Origin of the sequence: Streptomyces rubiginosohelvolus, from assembly GCF_014649875.1 — a bacterium.
In the GTDB taxonomy this organism is placed as follows: Bacteria; Actinomycetota; Actinomycetes; order Streptomycetales; family Streptomycetaceae; genus Streptomyces; species Streptomyces rubiginosohelvolus.
In genome coordinates, this window is sequence record NZ_BMTW01000006.1 from 333,610 (window position 1) to 350,824 (window position 17,215).

15 protein-coding genes and 2 pseudogenes are annotated in these 17,215 nt (G+C 69.6%); 6 read left to right on the forward strand and 11 right to left on the reverse strand.

The features are described 5' to 3' along the window. Window positions 1–147: 147 nt before the first annotated feature. The 6 genes and pseudogenes from IE134_RS17320 to IE134_RS17345 form a co-directional block, all read right to left on the reverse strand. Window positions 148–1,392, reverse strand: coding sequence for a PP2C family protein-serine/threonine phosphatase (locus IE134_RS17320; protein ID WP_098894301.1), 1,245 nt, complete (start codon window positions 1,390–1,392; stop codon window positions 148–150). 172 nt (window positions 1,393–1,564) lie between these two features. After that, a complete protein-coding gene (locus tag IE134_RS17325; RefSeq protein WP_229823629.1) occupies window positions 1,565–2,263 on the reverse strand; it encodes an AAA domain-containing protein in 699 nt (232 codons plus the stop codon). Window positions 2,264–2,415: 152 nt separating this feature from the next. Beyond that, window positions 2,416–3,164, reverse strand: a pseudogene (locus tag IE134_RS17330) (transposase). Between the two features lie 73 nt (window positions 3,165–3,237). After that, window positions 3,238–3,747: a S1 RNA-binding domain-containing protein gene (locus tag IE134_RS17335; RefSeq protein WP_229823631.1), complete on the reverse strand. Its 510-nt coding sequence runs from the start codon at window positions 3,745–3,747 to the stop codon at window positions 3,238–3,240. Window positions 3,748–4,667: 920 nt separating this feature from the next. Then, the gene (locus IE134_RS17340) at window positions 4,668–6,413 is read right to left on the reverse strand and encodes an endo-1,4-beta-xylanase (RefSeq protein ID WP_189430975.1); all 1,746 of its coding nucleotides are present in this window, start codon (window positions 6,411–6,413) and stop codon (window positions 4,668–4,670) included. A gap of 580 nt (window positions 6,414–6,993) precedes the next feature. Beyond that, window positions 6,994–7,626: a type III effector protein gene (locus IE134_RS17345; protein ID WP_088577566.1), complete on the reverse strand. Its 633-nt coding sequence runs from the start codon at window positions 7,624–7,626 to the stop codon at window positions 6,994–6,996. 128 nt (window positions 7,627–7,754) lie between these two features. Between IE134_RS17345 and IE134_RS17350 the strand changes: the two genes are divergently transcribed. From IE134_RS17350 to IE134_RS17360, 3 genes are all read left to right on the forward strand, one after another. Next, window positions 7,755–8,186 (forward strand): Hsp20/alpha crystallin family protein, encoded by a 432-nt coding sequence (locus tag IE134_RS17350; RefSeq protein WP_088577565.1) that lies wholly within the window; start codon window positions 7,755–7,757, stop codon window positions 8,184–8,186. Window positions 8,187–8,286: 100 nt separating this feature from the next. Further along, window positions 8,287–8,682: a DUF2267 domain-containing protein gene (locus IE134_RS17355; RefSeq protein ID WP_189430977.1), complete on the forward strand. Its 396-nt coding sequence runs from the start codon at window positions 8,287–8,289 to the stop codon at window positions 8,680–8,682. A 72-nt stretch (window positions 8,683–8,754) separates the two neighbouring features. After that, window positions 8,755–9,198: a DUF2267 domain-containing protein gene (locus tag IE134_RS17360; RefSeq protein WP_030721759.1), complete on the forward strand. Its 444-nt coding sequence runs from the start codon at window positions 8,755–8,757 to the stop codon at window positions 9,196–9,198. A gap of 264 nt (window positions 9,199–9,462) precedes the next feature. On the opposite strand, the gene IE134_RS17365 is transcribed toward IE134_RS17360, so the two are convergent. Then, window positions 9,463–9,792 carry a hypothetical protein gene (locus IE134_RS17365; RefSeq protein WP_098020588.1) on the reverse strand — a complete coding sequence of 110 codons (330 nt, stop codon included), beginning with the start codon at window positions 9,790–9,792 and terminating at the stop codon, window positions 9,463–9,465. A 352-nt stretch (window positions 9,793–10,144) separates the two neighbouring features. Between IE134_RS17365 and IE134_RS17370 the strand changes: the two genes are divergently transcribed. Beyond that, window positions 10,145–11,593 carry an MFS transporter gene (locus tag IE134_RS17370; RefSeq protein ID WP_189430989.1) on the forward strand — a complete coding sequence of 483 codons (1,449 nt, stop codon included), beginning with the start codon at window positions 10,145–10,147 and terminating at the stop codon, window positions 11,591–11,593. Between the two features lie 712 nt (window positions 11,594–12,305). On the opposite strand, the gene IE134_RS17380 is transcribed toward IE134_RS17370, so the two are convergent. Continuing rightward, window positions 12,306–13,223 (reverse strand): LysR family transcriptional regulator, encoded by a 918-nt coding sequence (locus tag IE134_RS17380; protein WP_098020585.1) that lies wholly within the window; start codon window positions 13,221–13,223, stop codon window positions 12,306–12,308. 198 nt (window positions 13,224–13,421) lie between these two features. On the opposite strand from IE134_RS17380, the gene IE134_RS17385 reads away from it, so the two are divergent. Further along, a complete protein-coding gene (locus IE134_RS17385) occupies window positions 13,422–14,243 on the forward strand; it encodes an EamA family transporter (RefSeq protein WP_098894293.1) in 822 nt (273 codons plus the stop codon). Window positions 14,244–14,287: 44 nt separating this feature from the next. On the opposite strand, the gene IE134_RS34660 is transcribed toward IE134_RS17385, so the two are convergent. The 3 genes and pseudogenes from IE134_RS34660 to IE134_RS17395 all read right to left on the reverse strand — a co-directional run bounded on the left by IE134_RS34660 (window position 14,288) and on the right by IE134_RS17395 (window position 16,514). After that, window positions 14,288–14,548 carry an alpha/beta fold hydrolase gene (locus IE134_RS34660; protein ID WP_373296739.1) on the reverse strand — a complete coding sequence of 87 codons (261 nt, stop codon included), beginning with the start codon at window positions 14,546–14,548 and terminating at the stop codon, window positions 14,288–14,290. A 190-nt stretch (window positions 14,549–14,738) separates the two neighbouring features. Beyond that, a pseudogene (locus tag IE134_RS34665) lies at window positions 14,739–15,098 on the reverse strand (alpha/beta fold hydrolase); the annotation flags it as partial. Window positions 15,099–15,107: 9 nt separating this feature from the next. Then, the gene (locus tag IE134_RS17395) at window positions 15,108–16,514 is read right to left on the reverse strand and encodes an MATE family efflux transporter (protein ID WP_098894292.1); all 1,407 of its coding nucleotides are present in this window, start codon (window positions 16,512–16,514) and stop codon (window positions 15,108–15,110) included. Window positions 16,515–16,835: 321 nt separating this feature from the next. Here IE134_RS17395 and IE134_RS17400 point away from each other — a divergent pair. Next, window positions 16,836–17,215 (forward strand): helix-turn-helix domain-containing protein (locus IE134_RS17400; protein WP_189430980.1); only part of this gene is annotated, 380 nt, incomplete at its 3' end.

A 17,215-nucleotide genomic window follows, 5' to 3' on the forward strand; every position in this document is an offset into this window, starting at 1 on the left:
CGGCACGCACGTCCCCACAGGCGATACACGCGATCGAGCCGTCCTGAGACCTGACCCGAGGCCTCTCGTGCATGGCCGCTCCGGGGGAATCGGTGCTGGGGAGTGACCAACGTCGTTGAGTCGGTGGCTCGGGCGGTGGTGGCGTGGTCAACGGTTGGGTGGGCGGGCGGCTGAGGCTTGGTGGGTGTCCGCGCCGGAGCTGACGTGGCGGTGGTCTTCTTGTGGGCCGTGCCAGTCCAGGCACACCACGGTGGCGTCGTCTTCGAGGCGGCCGCCTGCGGCGTCGCGCACGGCGGAGGTCAGCATCAGCGTGGTCTCGCGTGGGTGCAGGCTGCGGGTCTGCCGCAGCAGGGCAGCCACGTCGACCTTCTCTCCGTGGCGTTCGAGCATGCCGTCCGTCAGCATGAGGAGCCGGTCTCCGGGGCGCAGGTCCAGGGTTTGGACGCGGTAGGGCCGGGGTGAGACGACGGCCAGCCCGAAAGGCTGGTCGACCTGGCAGGGGATGGTTTCCACCAAGCCTGCACGCATGCGCAGGGGCCAGGGGTGGCCGGCGTTGACGAGCTCGGTTCTTCCGGTGTGGAGGTTGATGCGCAGCAGTTGTCCGGTGGCGTGGCCCTGTCCGTGGCTGGTCAGGGCCTGGTCGCCCTCACGGGCCTGTTCGGCGAGGGGTTCTCCGGCGCGGCGGGCTCTGCGCAGGGCACCCACCAGGACGGTGGCCGCCAGGGCTGCGTCGAGGTCATGGCCCATGGGGTCGGTCACCGACAGGTGCAGGGTGTCGCGGTCCAGCGCGTAGTCGAACGTGTCGCCGCTGAGGTCCTCGGAGGGCTCCAGGCTCCCGCTCAGGGTGAACTGCGCGGCCTCGCAGGACAGGGCCTGTGGAAGCAGCTGATACTGGATCTCCGCTGCCAGGGTCGGAGGTCTGGAGCGTTTGCCCCAGGTGTAGAAGTCGGTGAAGCGTCCGTTGGCGATCACGACGTAGGCCAGTGCGTGAGCGGCTTCCCCGACAGCGAGCACAACCCTTTCCTCGTCGCTCCTGCCGGCCGGCAGGAGCAGTTCGAGCAGGCCGATCGCATCCCCCCGGTTGGTCACAGGAACTATTACCCGCTGATCTTGTCCGGCGGGCTCGTGATGCGGCCGTTGGGTGCGGATCACCTGCTCGTAGACGCTCCCCCCGAACAGAGGGATCCGCTCCGTTTCGTCGTCACTGCCCGCGGCAGTGGTGGTGGAGAGCCGCGCGAGCGCTCTACCGGTCAGATCCACAATGAGGAACGAGACCTTCGTAGCCGCGAACCGCCTGCGCAGATCTTCCGCGACCACGGCCACGGCCTCAACCGGAGCCGCCGTCTCCGCCGCCGTCAGCAGGCGGGACAGGTCGCTCGAGCGACGGCTCATGGCAGCGGTTCCCTTCTCTGGATGCCTGGGCCCGTTGCGCCCCGCCGCCCAGTCGCCCCTCGTCGTACCTGCCTTCCGCTCCAGGTGGTCGACAGCGAGCCGTCCGGCACAGGCCCGCCCGCTTTCGGCCCATTGCGTGACAGTCCTGCATCCACCTGTTCCAGTCTGAACCTCAATCGGCCCTTTGTCCGGATGAGGGACTGTGGCAGCCGGAGGCATGGCGCCATCGGGTGAGGAAGGCGCCGACCGCCACCTCGATGGCGTCGGGGCGGACGATGTCACCGAACTCGTGGCGCTTCCCCCGCACCACCCCGAGCAGAGCGTTGTCCACGGCGATGTTCGTCGCCGACACCAGCAGGACACGCCGCCCCTGGGCGGTGAGGTCGCCGATGGCTCGCTTGAGGACGGTGGTCTTTCCCGTACCAGGCGGCCCCCACACCAGGTGGACGCCCTCGCCGAGGCATGCCCGATAGGCGTCCGCCTGGGCAGGATGGAAGCCCGGCGGATCGATGGCGTGGGCCGAGCGACCGCCGATCATCGCGGTCGCCAGCGCAGTGGCGAGAGGATGCTCACCCAGCCTGGCGATACCGTCACGCAAGGCCTCGATCAGGCAGGTGGGCGGCTGCTTGAGCATCCACAGGTGAGGGTCGTCGATCTCCGGTACCCGCAACGTGAGGCGGGAGCCGTTCTGTACAGCCTCTGAGACAGCGAAACCCTCGGTCTCGATGCCGTCGCTGCCCGCCCCGGCCAGCCTCAGGGAGTCCAGCTGTTCAGGTCCGATGTCGGAGCCCCGCAGATCGACCACATACCGGCCCGGGTCACCGCTCCTGGCCGCCCGCCCGACGAGCTGCCAGCGTGGCTGCTTGCCCACGCCTCCTTCGACAGCGATCCACCCGCCGAGTGCCGAGGCGATCTCCTCACGCCATCCCACCTACCGTCCCCCGATCGGCCTCGGTCCGATCGCCTGCCCGCTGCTGCGCCGCACCCTGTCCACCTGGTGGTTGTCACATACAGTGAGCTTCTTCAGCGTTGCCGCTCCAGTGTGAGGATGGCCTTGGCGATTGACGTCATGCGGTTCGGACTGCACCGGGCCCTGCGGAAGATTCGCCAGGACTTCAGGCGGGCGACTCCGCGTTCGACTGGCGACCGTGCCGCGGCCAGCGCCCGGTTCAGGGTTTTCTCGGTGGGCGTGAGCTCCTGCAACGGCCTGCCTTGATGCCCGTCGTCAGCCAGGGCCCGCCGCCCTGGTAGGCAAGGTCCGCCAGGATGGGGACTCCCTGGCGTTCGCAGATCCGGATGCTCCGGTGGGTGCGGGGGGCGGTCAGGTCGTGGGTGCGGCCCGGCAGTGCGGGTGAGAGCCACAGCAGCCGGCCGCTGGGGTCGGTGACGACCTGCACGTTCACGCCGTGGCGCCGGCGTTTGTGGGAGTAGTCGGCCCGGCCGTCGCCGACCCTGTCGCACCCGGCGAGGGTGCCGTCGAGCAGGACGAAGTCGGGTTCGTGCTCGCGCAGCGTCTTGAGCAGGCCCGGTGCACGTTCGGCGAGCAGGTCGACGACCGCGCTGGTGTAGGCGTGGGCTGTGGACTCGCTGATCCCGAACCCGGCGGCGATCTTCGCGAGTGTGGTGTGTTCACGCAGGTACACCAGTACCACCATCGCGCGCTGGGACGGACGGAGCTTGCAGCGTCGGTCGCCCTCACGGGTGACGATCAGCATGGTGACCCACGCCACGAGTGCGTGAGGCAGGTCGAGTGCGGCAGGATGGATGACCAACGATGCCCCCGAGCAACGTGATGGAGACGTCAGACATCTCGATCAACAGCCCGGGGGCCTCGCTCGTTGCGCCTCACGACCCATCACCCGATCGGTGGCCAACTCGAAGAAGCTCAATGTTCTGCGGCAGATTTCTGGCGGACAAGGTGAGGCGGCGGCGCGTGAGGTCGACCTCGACGATCCGTACGGTGATCGCGTCGCCCTCGCTCACGATCTGGCCAGGGTCGTCGACGGGCTCGTCACGGAACTGAGTGTTGTGCACGAGCCCCTCAATTCCGTCGGCGATGCGGACGAAGGCTCCGAACGGGATCAACTTGGTGACCCGACCGGTGGTGACACGGCCTGCCTGGTCCGCGAAGGAAAGGAGCGGGTCCTCTTGGAGAGCCTTCAAGGACAGCTGAACCTGTCCACGCCGGGTATCTACGTCGATGATCTCGCCCACGACCCGCTGGCCGCCTGTGACGACCTCGGCGGGATGGTCGAACGACCGCCAGCTCAGTTCGGGGATCCGGATGAACCCGGTGCACTGATCGGGCTCGCCGTCGAGGTTCACGAACACACCGAAGTTGTGGACGCTCGCCACCCGGCCTTGATGGGTTGCGCTCGGCCACGACTCTAGGGAGTGTCCGGCGGTCTTCGGTCGGACATGCGGGTTCCTCATCGGTTACGAAGACCAATTCCCGAAGCTAGTACTCCAGCTGCAGATCGTGATCTTGTGTCTTGCGGCGGCGAAGGTTGAGCGCGTACCTCCCGACAGCGAGAGCGCCTCGACCTGGTTGGGGGCGCCGTAGCGTTACATGTTCTGGCAGGCCTTGGCCTGGTACGAGGAGCAGTTGGCCGGCGCGACGGATAGCGACGAGCGCGCGCAGCTGCAGGAGCTGAGGGACTGGGTGGCGGCCGGTAACTCGCCTGACTCCCGGTGGTCGGCGCTCCAGTCGTACGACGCTGTCCTGGCCGAACTCCCCGGCCTTCTGGTCCTGCTCGATGATGACGCACGTCTGCGGACCCGGATCGCCTACCTGCTGGCCTGGTTTCCCGAGTTCTCCAACCACCTCCCTGCTCCGTCTCCTCGCCCTTGCCGCACACGAGAAGGACCCGATCACCCGCCGCCACCGCGCTGCTCGCCGTCGGCCTCCTCGGACTACCCTCCACGGCTGAGGACATCACCCCGCACCTGGATGCCGCAAACCCGCTGATGCGGTGGGCCGCGGCCACCGCCCTCATCCGCCTGGCCAACCTCGACGGAACCCCTGTCGGCCCCGGTCTACTCGGCCGGATAGGCGAGCGGGTTGCACCGCGGCCGACCCTGCACCCGGCAGCTCCAAGGTCATTTACGGGACAGCCCTTAGCTCACACCTGAGGGCTGTCCCGTAGTCCTTGTGGATCAGCGCGCGGCGTCAGATGCGGTGCATCGTAAGGCGGGGCGTCCGCATACTGGATGCCTTTGTGGGCGCTCCGGCAACGCGTGAGATGCCGTAGCTGTCGTCGTGCGCCCGCCAGGGGTTACGGGGCGGCCCGAAGGGCTTCGAGCAGGCGTTCGTACGCCCGCTTCGGCCGCAGGTCCGTGTCCCATGGCAGGGAATCGGCCGTGCGTGGGGGATAGATCTTGGTGTCGGCGGTGGAGCCGTACCGGTCTGTGAATCCCCAGGTTGAGAATGATGTGCAGTTCGGCTCCTCCAGGCAGACCCGCAGCTTGCCTGCCATCTCGTCAGCCTGGGTCTTTCGCCCGTCCTCCTCGTCCTCGCTTATGGGGACGTCCATCTCCGACACCCGCGCCTTAACCCCGAGTTCCGCCAGATCCCGCACATGGCTGCGGAAGGTCTCCGGGGCGGTGCGGTCGCCGGGTGCGTACTCATGGTTCTGGAAACCCACGCCGTCGATCGGTACGCCGCGTTCTTTGAGCCGTTTGATCAGATCGTAGAGGGCGTCCCATCGCTCGCCTTCCTCCTCGACCCCGTACTCGTTGAGGAACAGCTGTGCCTTCGGATCGGCCCGGTGGGCGGCCCTGAAGGCCTCGTCGATGTACTCCTCGCCCATGGCCTCGTACCACGGGCTCTGCTCGGATCGCAGACCGAGGTTCCCATTGGTGTAGCTCTTCTCGTCGTCGGACATGGGCTCGTTGACCACATCCCATTCTGCGACTTTGCCTTTGAAGTGCCCGGCGACGGTGGCGATGTGCCGGAGCATGGTCCGGCGTACCTCCTCGGGGTCGTGGTTCTCCCGCATCCAGTTAGGCAGAGCCTCGTGCCAGACGAGGGTGTGCGCGTGCACCTTCATGTCGTTTGCGCGGGCGAAACGTACGAGTAGGTCCGCGTCGCGGAAGTCGTAGACGCCGCGGCGTGGGTGGAGGAACTGTGGCTTGAACGCGTTCTCCGGAGTGAGCATGGAGAACTGGCTTCCCGCGAGTGCCCGGTAACGTGAGTCGGTGAGCAGCGGGTTCTCGGCCAGCGCGGTGCCGACGTCGAAAGGCCGTCCCACATCTGCGGCCCGCGCACGCAGCGAGTCGTCGGACTGCTCCTGGCGTAGCTGGGGGGCCTTGATCACGCGGAGCGAGTCACCGCTCTCCGGCCGCGCGATCAGCTGGGTCAGATGCCATCCCTCGCGGCGCTCGTCTTCGCCCGTGTCCGCCTCCAGACCGAACCAGACAGTGCCCTCGGCGAACACTCCAGGGTCCTGCACGGTTCCCAGCTGCCGCCCGTCGGCATTCACGCGGAATGTGTCTCCGACGCTCGACACGGCGAGCGTCACCGTTCCGGAGCAGCCGCATTCGAAGTCCTTGGAGGTGGCCGGCCCATCGTCCTCGCCGTCCCATATCTGCACCCTTACTCGTCCGTCGGCCCTCACGCCGACGCGGAGTGAGGGCCGCTCCTGCCGCCATTCGTCGTAGATGACCGGTACGCGTCCGTACAGCCGCAGCCATGAGTCGCCGGCATCGTCACCCACACCGGACATGCGCGCGGTGACGGTGAAGTCGCCATCGGACCTGAGGTGCGGGCCGGCCAGGTTCAGCGGGGGGTTGGGCTGGCCGCCGGAGGAGTCCTGCTCCACGATGTGCCGATCCGATGCGCTGACCCGCAGGATGCCGTTCCGTGCGGTGGTGCCCGGCATCTGCGTCCAGTCGTGGTTCCGCAGCAGGTCTTCGTCGTTTCCGCCGCCCGCGCTTTCGCCCTGCCCCGTACACCCGGCCGCCACCGCCATGACGAGCAGCACGGCGCTCAGTCGGCGCCACGCCCCCCCACCCAGGCCCACGGTTCCCCCACTCTCCTGTTCGAGACGAGGTCAGCGTCTCGAAGCCGGGCCATAGTTCATCACAAATCAGGTGTGGCTGCCTTGTGGTGCACGTCCCGGCTCGCGCCGAGCGCGAGGACCAGCTCGACGCCGTGTTCTCTGTGTTCGGCGCCGCGGGGGTGGTCCTTGGTGATCGTTGGTGAGCCGCTTCTCCGCCTCGGGGGCTTTGCTCGCGCGGAGGGCTCGCTATCGGTCAGACGCGGATGCGGGCGGTTCGGCTCACCTTCGCGTTGGCGGGGAGGACGGGTGGCCATGGCCGCTGCCGAGAAGGCCGGAACTCCGCCGCGTCGGCGGGAGGACGCTTCCTGGCCTGCGCGTCCAGGAGGGCTCGGTCTTCCGTGGTGAAGGTGGTGGTCTGGCGACGCGTGCGCTGGTCATGGGTCTTCACGCCTTCGCGGTCCGCGGCCTCGATACCCGCCCGTGGTCGGTTGCCCGAGGCGCGTGTAGCTCCCCGGCCTGCCCCGAGCGGTCGGGACCTTCGTCGTGCTGGTGCCGTCGGCGCAGAGTTCGACGGGCTGCTGCTCTGGTCTACCGGCTGGCGTCAGGGGTGTGTGAGGGCGTCGAGCTGGGCGGCGAGGTCGGGGTGGGCTGCGGCCAGGTGGGGGCGGGTGGCGGTGAGCGGGGCGATGATGTCGGCGGGATCGTCGTGGGCGAGGGCTGAGTGGAGCTCGCCGACCGGTCGGCGAGCGGCGGCGGGCAGGTCGGTGAGTGCGGTGATCTGGCCGGCGAGGCGGCGCAGGTCGGCGGCGTTGCGGCGGGCCCAGGCGGCGGTGGTGCGGGTCGCGGCGCGGGCCTGGCGGGTGGCGGTGACGCGTTGTTCGCCGGTGGTGCCTTCGGGGCCGGGGCGGCCGCGTAGGTAGCGGCGTTCGGCGGCCTGGCGGCTGGCGACGCCGAGGGGGTGGGCGAGGTCGGCCCAGCTGGCGCCGACGTCGCGGGCGTTCTCGATGAGGCCGGTCTCCCATTCGGCGAGTTGCTCGCGGACCTGTCGCAGCAGCGTCAGCGAGGCCAGGGCCTGCTCCGGGGTCGGGCCGGTCCCTGGTGGGGTGTCGGGGGCCTGGTGGTGGGCTGTGCGCAGGGCGTCGTCGATGGTGTTCAGGGCTGCCGCGGCGGCGAGGAACGAAGTCGGACTGTGGGTTTCGGTGCTGGTGGTCGGGGGCTTCTTGGCTTCGGTCATGGGCACTCCCCTCGGAGTGTCATCGTGTTGACGACATCGTGTTTGTCATCCGCTGGATGACATGCTACAACGGTCTCAGTGCAGCGCATTGGCAGCAACTGCCTACGACCCGCTGGAGGTGTTTCACGATGTTGATGCGCACTGACCCCTTCCGTGAGCTGGACCGTCTCGCGCAGCAGCTGATGGTTCCGGGTACTTGGTCGAAGCCGTCGGCCATGCCGATGGACGCCTACCGCGAGGGCGACGAGTACGTGGTGGCTTTCGACCTGCCCGGCGTCACTGCCGACGCGATCGACATCGACGTCGAGCGGAACATGCTGACCGTGAAGGCCGAGCGGCGGCCGGTGGCGAAGGCCGACGACGTGCAGATGGAACTGTCCGAGCGGCCGCTGGGAATCTTCTCCCGACAGATCGTCCTCGCCGATACCCTCGACACCGAGCACATCCAGGCCGACTACGACGCCGGTGTGCTCACCCTGCGCATCCCGATCGCCGAGCGCGCCAAGCCCCGCAAGATCTCCATTGGCGCCGGCTCCGGCCGCACGGAGATCTCCGGCTGAAACCGGCCGGAGACGGCGGAGGACGGGACTTCTGCTCTCCCCTTCATGGCTCGTCCTCCGCACCCCCGTGAGAAACCCGAAAGAATGGGGTGCGGCCAAGATGGTTCTGCGACGCGAAGCATTCCTCCACTACGTGACCGAGCGCGGCGAGTACAAGACCGCCGAAGAGGCCGAGCGTGCGGCCCGCGTGGTCCTCGCCCTGCTGGGCGCCCACCTCGCCGGAGAGGTCCGCTCCCAACTCGCGTCCCGCCTGCCGGAGGAGTTCGCGCTGATCCTGCTGAACCCGCTGCAGAGCGCCGAGCCCCTCTCTCCGGAGCGGTTCGTCCGCGCGACCGCGGCCTGGATCGAAGGCGCCACCGAGCAGACCGCGACCTGGGACGTCAGCGCCGTCCTGTCAACGGTCGCCGACGCCGCCGGTGAGGACCTGCTGGGGCAGATCCTGTTCCAGCTCCCCCTCGGCTACGACCTCCTCTTCGGCCGCCCCCAACCCACCTGACCCGGACCTGGGATAGCGCCACACCCCGGGGCACAACCCAATCCCGGCTTTGATGAAAGGCATGCACCGAAAGTGATCACCCATGTGCGCGCACCGCTTGAGCAGCAGCAGCCGAACGGAGCGGCGTATGAGCAGATGCTGGAGAGGGTTCGCTATGAGGGCGCCTACCCCACCCGTGAGAAGGCCGAAGAGGTCGTCCGCCTGGTCCTCTCGGGGCTGGGGCGGCAGCTGACCGGCGACGAACGTGTCGACCTGGCCGCCTGCCTGCCCGTGGAGGCCGCACGCGTGCTGACCGCACAGATCCCCGACCCCCAGCCCTTGACCGGCTGGGCCTTCGTCAAGGACCTTGCCGCCCGCTCCGGCGCCTCCCCGGCCACCACGCGCTGGGACACCGGCTCCGTCTTCGCCGCCGTCACTGCCCACGCCGGCCCCGACCTGATCACCCGGATCCTGAGTCAGTTCCCGACCGGCTGGGCCCTGCTGTTCGGCCGCGCCGAACTCACCCAAGCCGCGTAAGCGGCTCGCACGCGAGCACGGGGGGAGGGCGTCGGCCGGGCCCGCTGGGCGCACGGCCGCTGCCGGCTACCGGTCGGCTCGTGGCCCTGTTCCACCGTCCAGGGCGCGAGGGTCGACCCTCGGTACAACTGACACCTGGGTCCAGGCCGGGGCGTGCAGAGCGGCAGGTCAGCCCCGGCCGCACCCGGCAGTTCGTCGAGCATCACGTCTACCGCATCATGCGAAGAACTCAAGCAGTTTCCCGCTGGCACCTGCCCGCGAGCCTCACGAATCCCTGAGCAGATGGCAACCGTGAACTCCGCACGCACCGTAGGTAAAGAACGCCTCACCCCCCGATGGGCACCACAGGAAGCAAAGGCGGAGTTGTCGGCGTACGTTTCCGGCCTGCTTCTCCGGGCTGAGGACGGTGAACCCGGCGTGCAGGTCGAGGCCGTCGATACTCGCGCGCAGACCGCTGGTCATCTCGCCGAGCCCGATCGTGGTCCGGCCAGGGCTGCTGGCACCGTCGCCGGAGCCGCACTCCCGCTCCCGGCCCGCTCGGTGCTCCACGAGGCGCTTCTCCTCGCTCTTCAGCAGAGCGAGAGCCTCGTCCAAAATCCGTTGGTGTCCCCGGCTGGCTAACGTAACGTGTCGGAGGTCAGGTGAGGCGAGACCCGCCACATCATTCGGCGCCATTGGCGTCGCTGCGTACCGCGTGCCCGGCCGGGAGGAGGTGGGAAACATGGACTGGAACTGCACAACGAGTGTTGCGGCCATAGTTGCCCCCGGCCGTGTGCCCCCGTTCGGCGCGCGGTAGAACTCTCCCTCCTGCGGCACCTCATGGTGGTGTCCGTCATTCTCGCGATCTTCTGTGTCGTGTGACGGGGTGTAGGACCGCGCGTCTGCTCCTACACCTCCGACACGGGATGTCATCGCCTTGACCAAGCAGTCCTCATCCGGGGGCACCGTGCCCACGCCGGTTCCCCACACCACGGTCGACGCGGCCGAGTTGCCCGACCCGAAGCGGTGGTGGGCTCTCGCCGTCATCGCGGCCGCCCAGCTCATGGTGATTCTCGACGGCACGATCGTGAACATCGCCCTGCCCTCCGTCCAGAACGGGCTGGGCATGTCGGACGCGAGCCGACAGTGGGTGATCACCGCATACTCACTGGCCTTCGGTGGCCTGCTCCTGCTCGGCGGGCGGATCGCCGATCTGGTCGGCCGTAAACGCACCCTCTTGATCGGTCTGCTCGGATTTGCCGCCGCCTCCGCGCTCGGCGGCGCGGCCGAAGGCCCCGGCACGCTGTTCGCGGCGCGGGCCCTGCAAGGGGCCTGTGCTGCGGTCCTGGCCCCCTCCGCGCTGTCACTGCTGACGACGACCTTCACCGACCCCGCCGAGAGGGGCAGAGCGTTCGGGATCTACGGTGCGCTCGCCGGCGGCGGCAGCGCCATCGGGCTGCTGGTGGGCGGCCTGCTCACCGAGTACGCGACCTGGCGCTGGTGCCTGTACGTCAACGTCCCCATCGCGCTGGCCGCCCTCGGCGGCGCGCTGGCCCTCCTCAAGGACAGCCCCGGCCAGCGGGGAGTGCGCCTCGACGTCCCCGGCGCGCTGCTCGCCTCCGGCGGGCTGGTGGCGATCGTGTACGGCTCCAGCGAGGCCGAATCAGCCGGCTGGGCCGACCCGTTGGTCCTGACCCTGTTCGCAGTCGGCGTTGCCCTGCTCGCCGTTTTCGTTTGGTGGCAGTCCCGCGCCAAGCACCCGATGCTGCCGCTGCACATCGTCAGGGACAGAACCCGTGCGGCGGCACTCGCGACGATGGGCCTGGCCACCGTCGCCATGTTCGGGACGTTCCTGTTCCTGACTTACTACCTCCAGACCATCCTCGACTACTCACCCCTAAGGACGGGACTGGCGTTCCTGCCGATGTCCGTCACGATCGTCATCGGCGCGACGCAGATCGCCGCCCGGCTCCTGCCCCACACCGCCCCCCGCAACCTGATGGCCCCCGGCATGCTCCTCGCGGCTGCCGGCATGCTGCTCCTGACCCGCCTGAGCACGACCTCCACGTATGCCACCGGGGTGCTGCCCGCGCTGGTTCTGCTCGGTCTGGGCATGGGGCTGACCTTTATGCCCGTCTACGCGACGGCGACCGCCGGGGTCGCCCCGAAGGACGCCGGAGTGACGTCCGCGACCGTCTCCACCTTCCAACAGATCGGCGGCTCCTTGGGCACCGTCCTGCTGAACACGATCGCGTCGTCCGCCGCCACCCGCTACAGCGAGGCTCACCCGTACCGAAGCCGAGCCCTGGGGGAGGGGATGGTGCACGGCTTCACCGTCGCGGCCTGGTGGTCGACAGGAGTCCTGCTCCTTGCAGCGCTGGCTGCGGCCATGGCCAGGACGCCTCAGAAACCCTGACGAAACGACCTCCGAGGTCGTTGGACCACTCCTGATCCAACGCAGTTTCAGGGCATCCCGCTCGCGCTCCACTCCGAGGACGCTCTCGCCTACAGGTCCCCCCGGGGACCTGCCCCTTGAGGCGGTGGTCAGCGGTCGGCCCCAGGGGCCGACCGGCCAGCGGTGGCCGGCCGCCCCGACCGCCGGCGGAAGCGTCCTCGCCGGCTTCGGTACCTTCCTCGCGGCGGTCGTGCCCGTGGGCGTGGCCCTGCCGAAGATGCGATTGGCCCGCCCCGGCACCCCTGACCGAGCGCGGCGGGTGGCCGGGGGTCCGGCGAGATCTGTCCGAACGCCGGGCTACGCGAGTGCGTCGCGGCTGATGTCCGTGGCCACCACGAGATCGCGGGCGATCTCGATGCCACGGTCCCGGCTCAGTGGATTCAGCGCATGGTGTGGAGCATCGTCTACACCGGCCTCCACGCGACCGGCGACGGACTCGTCGCACGCCACGGCGTGGATGACCTGATCCGCTGGACCCTGCGGGGCGCTATCAGCGCACGGTAGGGCGCGGGCAGGAGCATCCGGGACGGGAACGGGTTCCTGAGCACCGGCCCGAGGAAGCCCAGGGGAAGACCGGTCGGTGTCCGCGTGACCGGGCCGCTGCGGCAGCGCCCCCGGATGGGCCGGTGTACGGAACCGGCTCCGGCCCGCGTCCGGTTCGGCTGCCGGTCTGCTACGTATCGAGTCGGCCGCGCGGGCGCGGGGCGCGTCGGGTTTCGCGGTAGAGACCGGCGGCGAGGGCGATTGCGGTGTGGGTGGCGGGATGGGTGGTGTGGGCGCGCCAGATGAGGTGGACGGGTACGGGTTCGGCGCCTCGGAGGGGGCGGTAGGTGATGCCGTCGCGGCGGTACTGGGCGGCAGTGGCCTGGGGGGTGAGTCCGATGCAGCGGCCGGTGGCGATGGCGGCCAGCCAGTCGTCGATGTCGTGGGTGAACTCGACCGCGGGCCGGTCCGCTTCCGGCCATTGGCTCAGGGCGGTGGTGCCGGTGCGGCGGTCGATGGCCATGGTGCGGCGCGGGATCTCGTCCAGCCGGATGCTGCGGCGGCGGGCCCAGGGGTCGTCGGAGGCCATGGCGACGTAGCGGGCCTCGTCGCCGATCCGGGCGTGGGACCACGGGGTGAGGTCGATCGGGGCACGGATGACGGCGAGGTCGCACAGCCCTTCGGCGAGTCCGCCGGTGGGGGTGTTGTGACGGATGAGGCGCAGTTCGGTCTCGGGGTGCTGTTCTTGCCAGCGGCGCTGGAACTCGGTGGTGTGCCGGCCGAACGCGGACCAGGCATGCCCGATGTGCAGACGGGTGTGTCCGGTGGTGGCTTCGCGGACGAGTTCTTCGGTGCCTGCGAGCAGGATGCGGGCGCGGGCGAGCGCCTGTACGCCGGCGGCGGTGGGGGCGACGCTGCGGCTGGTGCGATGCAGCAGCCGTACCCCGAGGAGGGTTTCCAGACCGGCGAGGGTGCGGGAGACGGCGGCCTGGGACATGCCGAGCGCGTGACCGGCGTCGGTGAAACTGGCGGTGTCCACGATGGCGACCAGGCACCGCAGGTGCTTCAGCTCAAGTGCGGCCGCGGTCGTGGTTCCCGGCTTGTCCATACGCCCAGCGTATAGGTAGGTGGGTGGATGCATTTTGCGTATGGCAGTGGCTCTCCCATTGTCGGTGGCATGAAGCTCGACAGTTCTCCAGCCACGACGCCCTATTCGGCAGGAGCCACAGGAGACGGCGGGCAGGCCGGGGCCACCGGGACGATGGGCGCGGCGGCGTCTCCACGCCGTACGGGTCGCGGAGCAGGCGTGGCCCTGATGCTGGGCAGCGGACTGTCCAACCAGACCGGCGCCTCGATCGGGGCGCTGGCCTTCCCGGTACTGGGGCCTGTGGGCGTGGTGGCGGTCCGCCAGTGGGTGGCGGCCGTTATCCTCGGTTCCGTCGGCCGGCCACGACTGCGCCGTTTCACCGCCGCGCAGTGGCGTCCCGTCCTGGGCCTCGCGCTGGTGTTCGCCGGGATGAACCTCTCCCTGTACATGGCGATCGAGAGGATCGGGCTGGGCCTGGCCGTCACGCTGGAGTTCCTTGGCCCGCTGACCGTCGCCCTGGCCGGTTCCCGCCGCCGTGTCGATGTGGCGGCGGCTGTGGCGGCCGCGGTCGCGGTGGCCGTTCTCATGCGTCCCACACCCGCCACCGATTACCTGGGTATCGGTCTGGCTCTGCTGGCGGCGGCGTGCTGGGCCTGCTACATCCTGCTCAACCGGGCGGTCGGGACCCGTCTGCCCGGTCTGGAGGGTTCGGCCGCCGCGGCGATGGTCTCCGCGACCCTCTATCTGCCCGTCGGGGTCTGGGTGTTGTGGTACCACCGGCCGACGCTCGCCGCGCTGGGCTGCGCCCTGACGGCCGGGGTGCTCTCCTCGGCGGTGCCGTTCCTGGCCGACCTGCTGGCGCTGCGTCGCGTCCCGGCGCATTTCTTCGGGGTGTTCATGAGCGTCAACCCGGTCTTCGCGGCCCTGGTCGGTCTCGCGGTGCTGGGGGAGCGGCTTGATGCTCTCGCCTGGCTCGCCATCGTGGTGATCGTCACGGCGAACACGGCGGCTGTCTCCACGACTGCCAGGAGGGCAGAGTGATCAGGAGAGCAGATCCGGCGGGGTTCGTCGAGCATCACCTGCCCTCAGGGTTGTGGCACCGAGGTCAGGAAATCCAGGACGAGCGGACTGGCGGGGGTGCGGTCCTCCTCGAAGTAGGCGTGCCGGGCCCCGGGAATCATGTGCAGCCGGGCGCCGGGGATACGGTCCGCGAGCAGAGGGGCGTTGGCGGCGGGGTTGAGGAGGTCGTCGGTGCCGTGCACGACGAGGGTGGGGTGCGCTGATGTCCGGGAGGATCTGCCATGCGTCGTGCCGGTTGTCGGCCGCCAGGTGGCGCCGCTGGGCATGCGCGGGCATTGCGGGGTCGCCGAGCGTCCGGTACGGCCCGGGGTGCGCTGCCGGCCGGCCCGGCGTGTACATCAACTCGAGCAAGGCCCGCCGCGCCGCCCCGGGCTCCGTCCGCACCAGAGATCTGCGCACTTGGTTGGTCCGTTCAACGGCGTGCGGGCCGCCGGGAGATGTGCACCCGAGGACGAGGGTGCGCACGCGGTCCGGGTGCCGGGCTGCGGGGTGCTGGGCCAGGCGTCCGCCCATGGATGTCCCGTACACATCGGCCCGGCCGATGGAGAGAGCGTCGAGCACCGCGATCACGTCCAGGGTGAACAGCTCGGTGCTGTAGGGGACATCGGGCTTGTCGCTCGCCCCGGTACCGCGGTAGTCGAACGTGATGGTGCTGCGTTCACTGTGGAAGTCGTCGCGCACCGCGTCCCACCAACGGTGGTTGTTCGACTGCCCCGCCAGCAGGACCAGCGGCGCCGCCCCTTCGCCCTGGACCTGATAGGCGATACCGACCCCGTCGGTCGTCATCGTGCGCGGCCTGCAAACCTCACTCCTCATGGCTACGGGTCAGGGCCCGACGTTTCGCGGCGCCGTGACGTCGGGCGCGTCCATCTGGGGACGGGCCGGGGGGTCGGCGAGGCGCCCGCTGCGCTGGTGGAAGAAGCTCGCCTGGGCGATGGCGAGGAGGGTGTTGGCGGCGAGCAGAGCGAACCAGAGGGCTCTCAGCCCGCCCTGGGCTGACAGGGGAGCGGCGGCCAGTGTCAGCAGGCCGTAGCAGACGGCGAACGCGAGGAGGCTGGGCACGGTGTTCCTCATCGCGACGAGTCCGAAGCCGAAGACCGCTTGCAGTGCGTCGGTGAGCGCCACCAGGAGCACCAGGGGGAGTAGCGCCATCAACGTGTGCCGGACGTCGGGATCATGGGTGAAGAAGGACAGCACCGGCATGCGCAGCACTGCCAGGGCGACTCCGAGGAGGACCACCGCGCCGAGGGCCGTCGTTACCCCCGCGCGTACCGCAGCGCGCATCCCTCGGACGTCCTTGACCTTCAGGTAGGGCGCCATCAGAGGGATGATCGCCTGGCCGATGGCGACGGCAGCGGTGAACATGAGGCCGGCCAGGGAAACGGCGATGCTGTGTGCGGCGGCACTCACGGTGCCGGCTCGCGCGGCAGCGATGGCCAGCACGCCGAGAACGGCGAACTTGATGAGCACGGTGGCCGCAAGCGGTACGCCGACACCGGCCAGCCTGATCAGCGCCCTGGCGTGCGGTCGGCCCGGGCTGAGCGACCGGCCGGCCAGAACCGCGGGCCTGCGCAGCCCCCAGTGCGCCACCGACGCGCTGATCAGGCTCGACACCAGCATGGCGATCCCCGCGCCGACCAGTCCGAACCCGTCGAACGAGCCGATGCCGTTGACGAGGGTCAGGGAGAGAACCACGGCCGCGGCGGTGCCGGTCGTCCCCGCCCGCATGACGAGCTGGGAGTGGCCGAGCCCGACGAGGGTGGAGGTCGCCGAGTTGCCGACGGCCGCGACGAGGACGCTCGCCGCCATCAGGAGCGGGAGCGCGCCCAGTTCTGACAGCGTCCGCTGCGGAACGCCGGAGACGAGGCCGATGAGCGGTACCGCACCGACGGCCAGGGCGCCCAGCAGCCCGGTGACGATGCCCAGCCACATGCTGTCGCGCACCACCGGCACGAGGGCGTCGGGATCGTCGTCGTGCGCCGCCACGAAGGGCATCGCCCCGCGCATGGCTCCGGCGACGGTGGCGGTGGCCGGTACGTACACGGCCATCGTGAGTGCGAACGCGGCCAGCGACGCGGTGGCGTGCCGTCCGAGGACGGCGGTGTCCACCAGGCCGCCCACGGTCGACGCCAGCATGGTCAGGTAGAGGGGCAGGGCGGTGGTGACGGTGCGCCCGACCATTCCACGGCCAGGGGCATCGGATGGCGGGGCGGCTTCCCGGGTCGTACCCATGAGGCCTCCTGCCGTACGGTCGGTCGTGATTTCTGGAGGCGCGGAGAACTCGGCGTTGTTCCGCCGGCCGGTGTGAAGGTGTTGGCCTTGGTGACGAGCGTACGTTGACGTCCGTCGGGGAGTAACTGGCCTGCGGGGTGTCGGTGCGTGCCCCGCCGGTGGTTGGTGGTTGGTCCCCTCCGCATCAGGTTCGAAGTGGCACGTCCACGATCTCCTCGATACGCGATCAGTGCATGGTCTGTCCGCGGCTGGTACGTCGTTCGTGCGTGGTCGGTACGCGATATGCGCGTTTCACGTTAGGGTCGGGCTGGGAGGTGCTGGATGTCGGAGTTGTTCGACGCGGTTGACGCGCTGGTCGCGTCCCGCTCTGCGCTGCCGCCGCCGGCCGAGCGTAAGCGGCTGCGTCAGGGGCACGGTCTGACGTTGGATGAGGTGGCGGCCGCGTTGCGGGTGCGGCGGGCGACGGTCAGTGGCTGGGAGGCCGGCCGGACCGAGCCGCGACCGCCGGAGCGCGACGCCTATGCCCGCATGCTGAAGCAGCTCTCCGAGCTCTACCCTGCCGACGGTCCGGTACCTGCTGAGGACACAACGGTCCCTGAAGAGCCTGCTGTTGGGGCCGGTCCTGGGCCGTCGGCAGTCGAGCCGACGCAGGACACGGTGGCCTCCCGAGCGCCTGCTGCGCCGCCTGCTGCGCCGTCGGC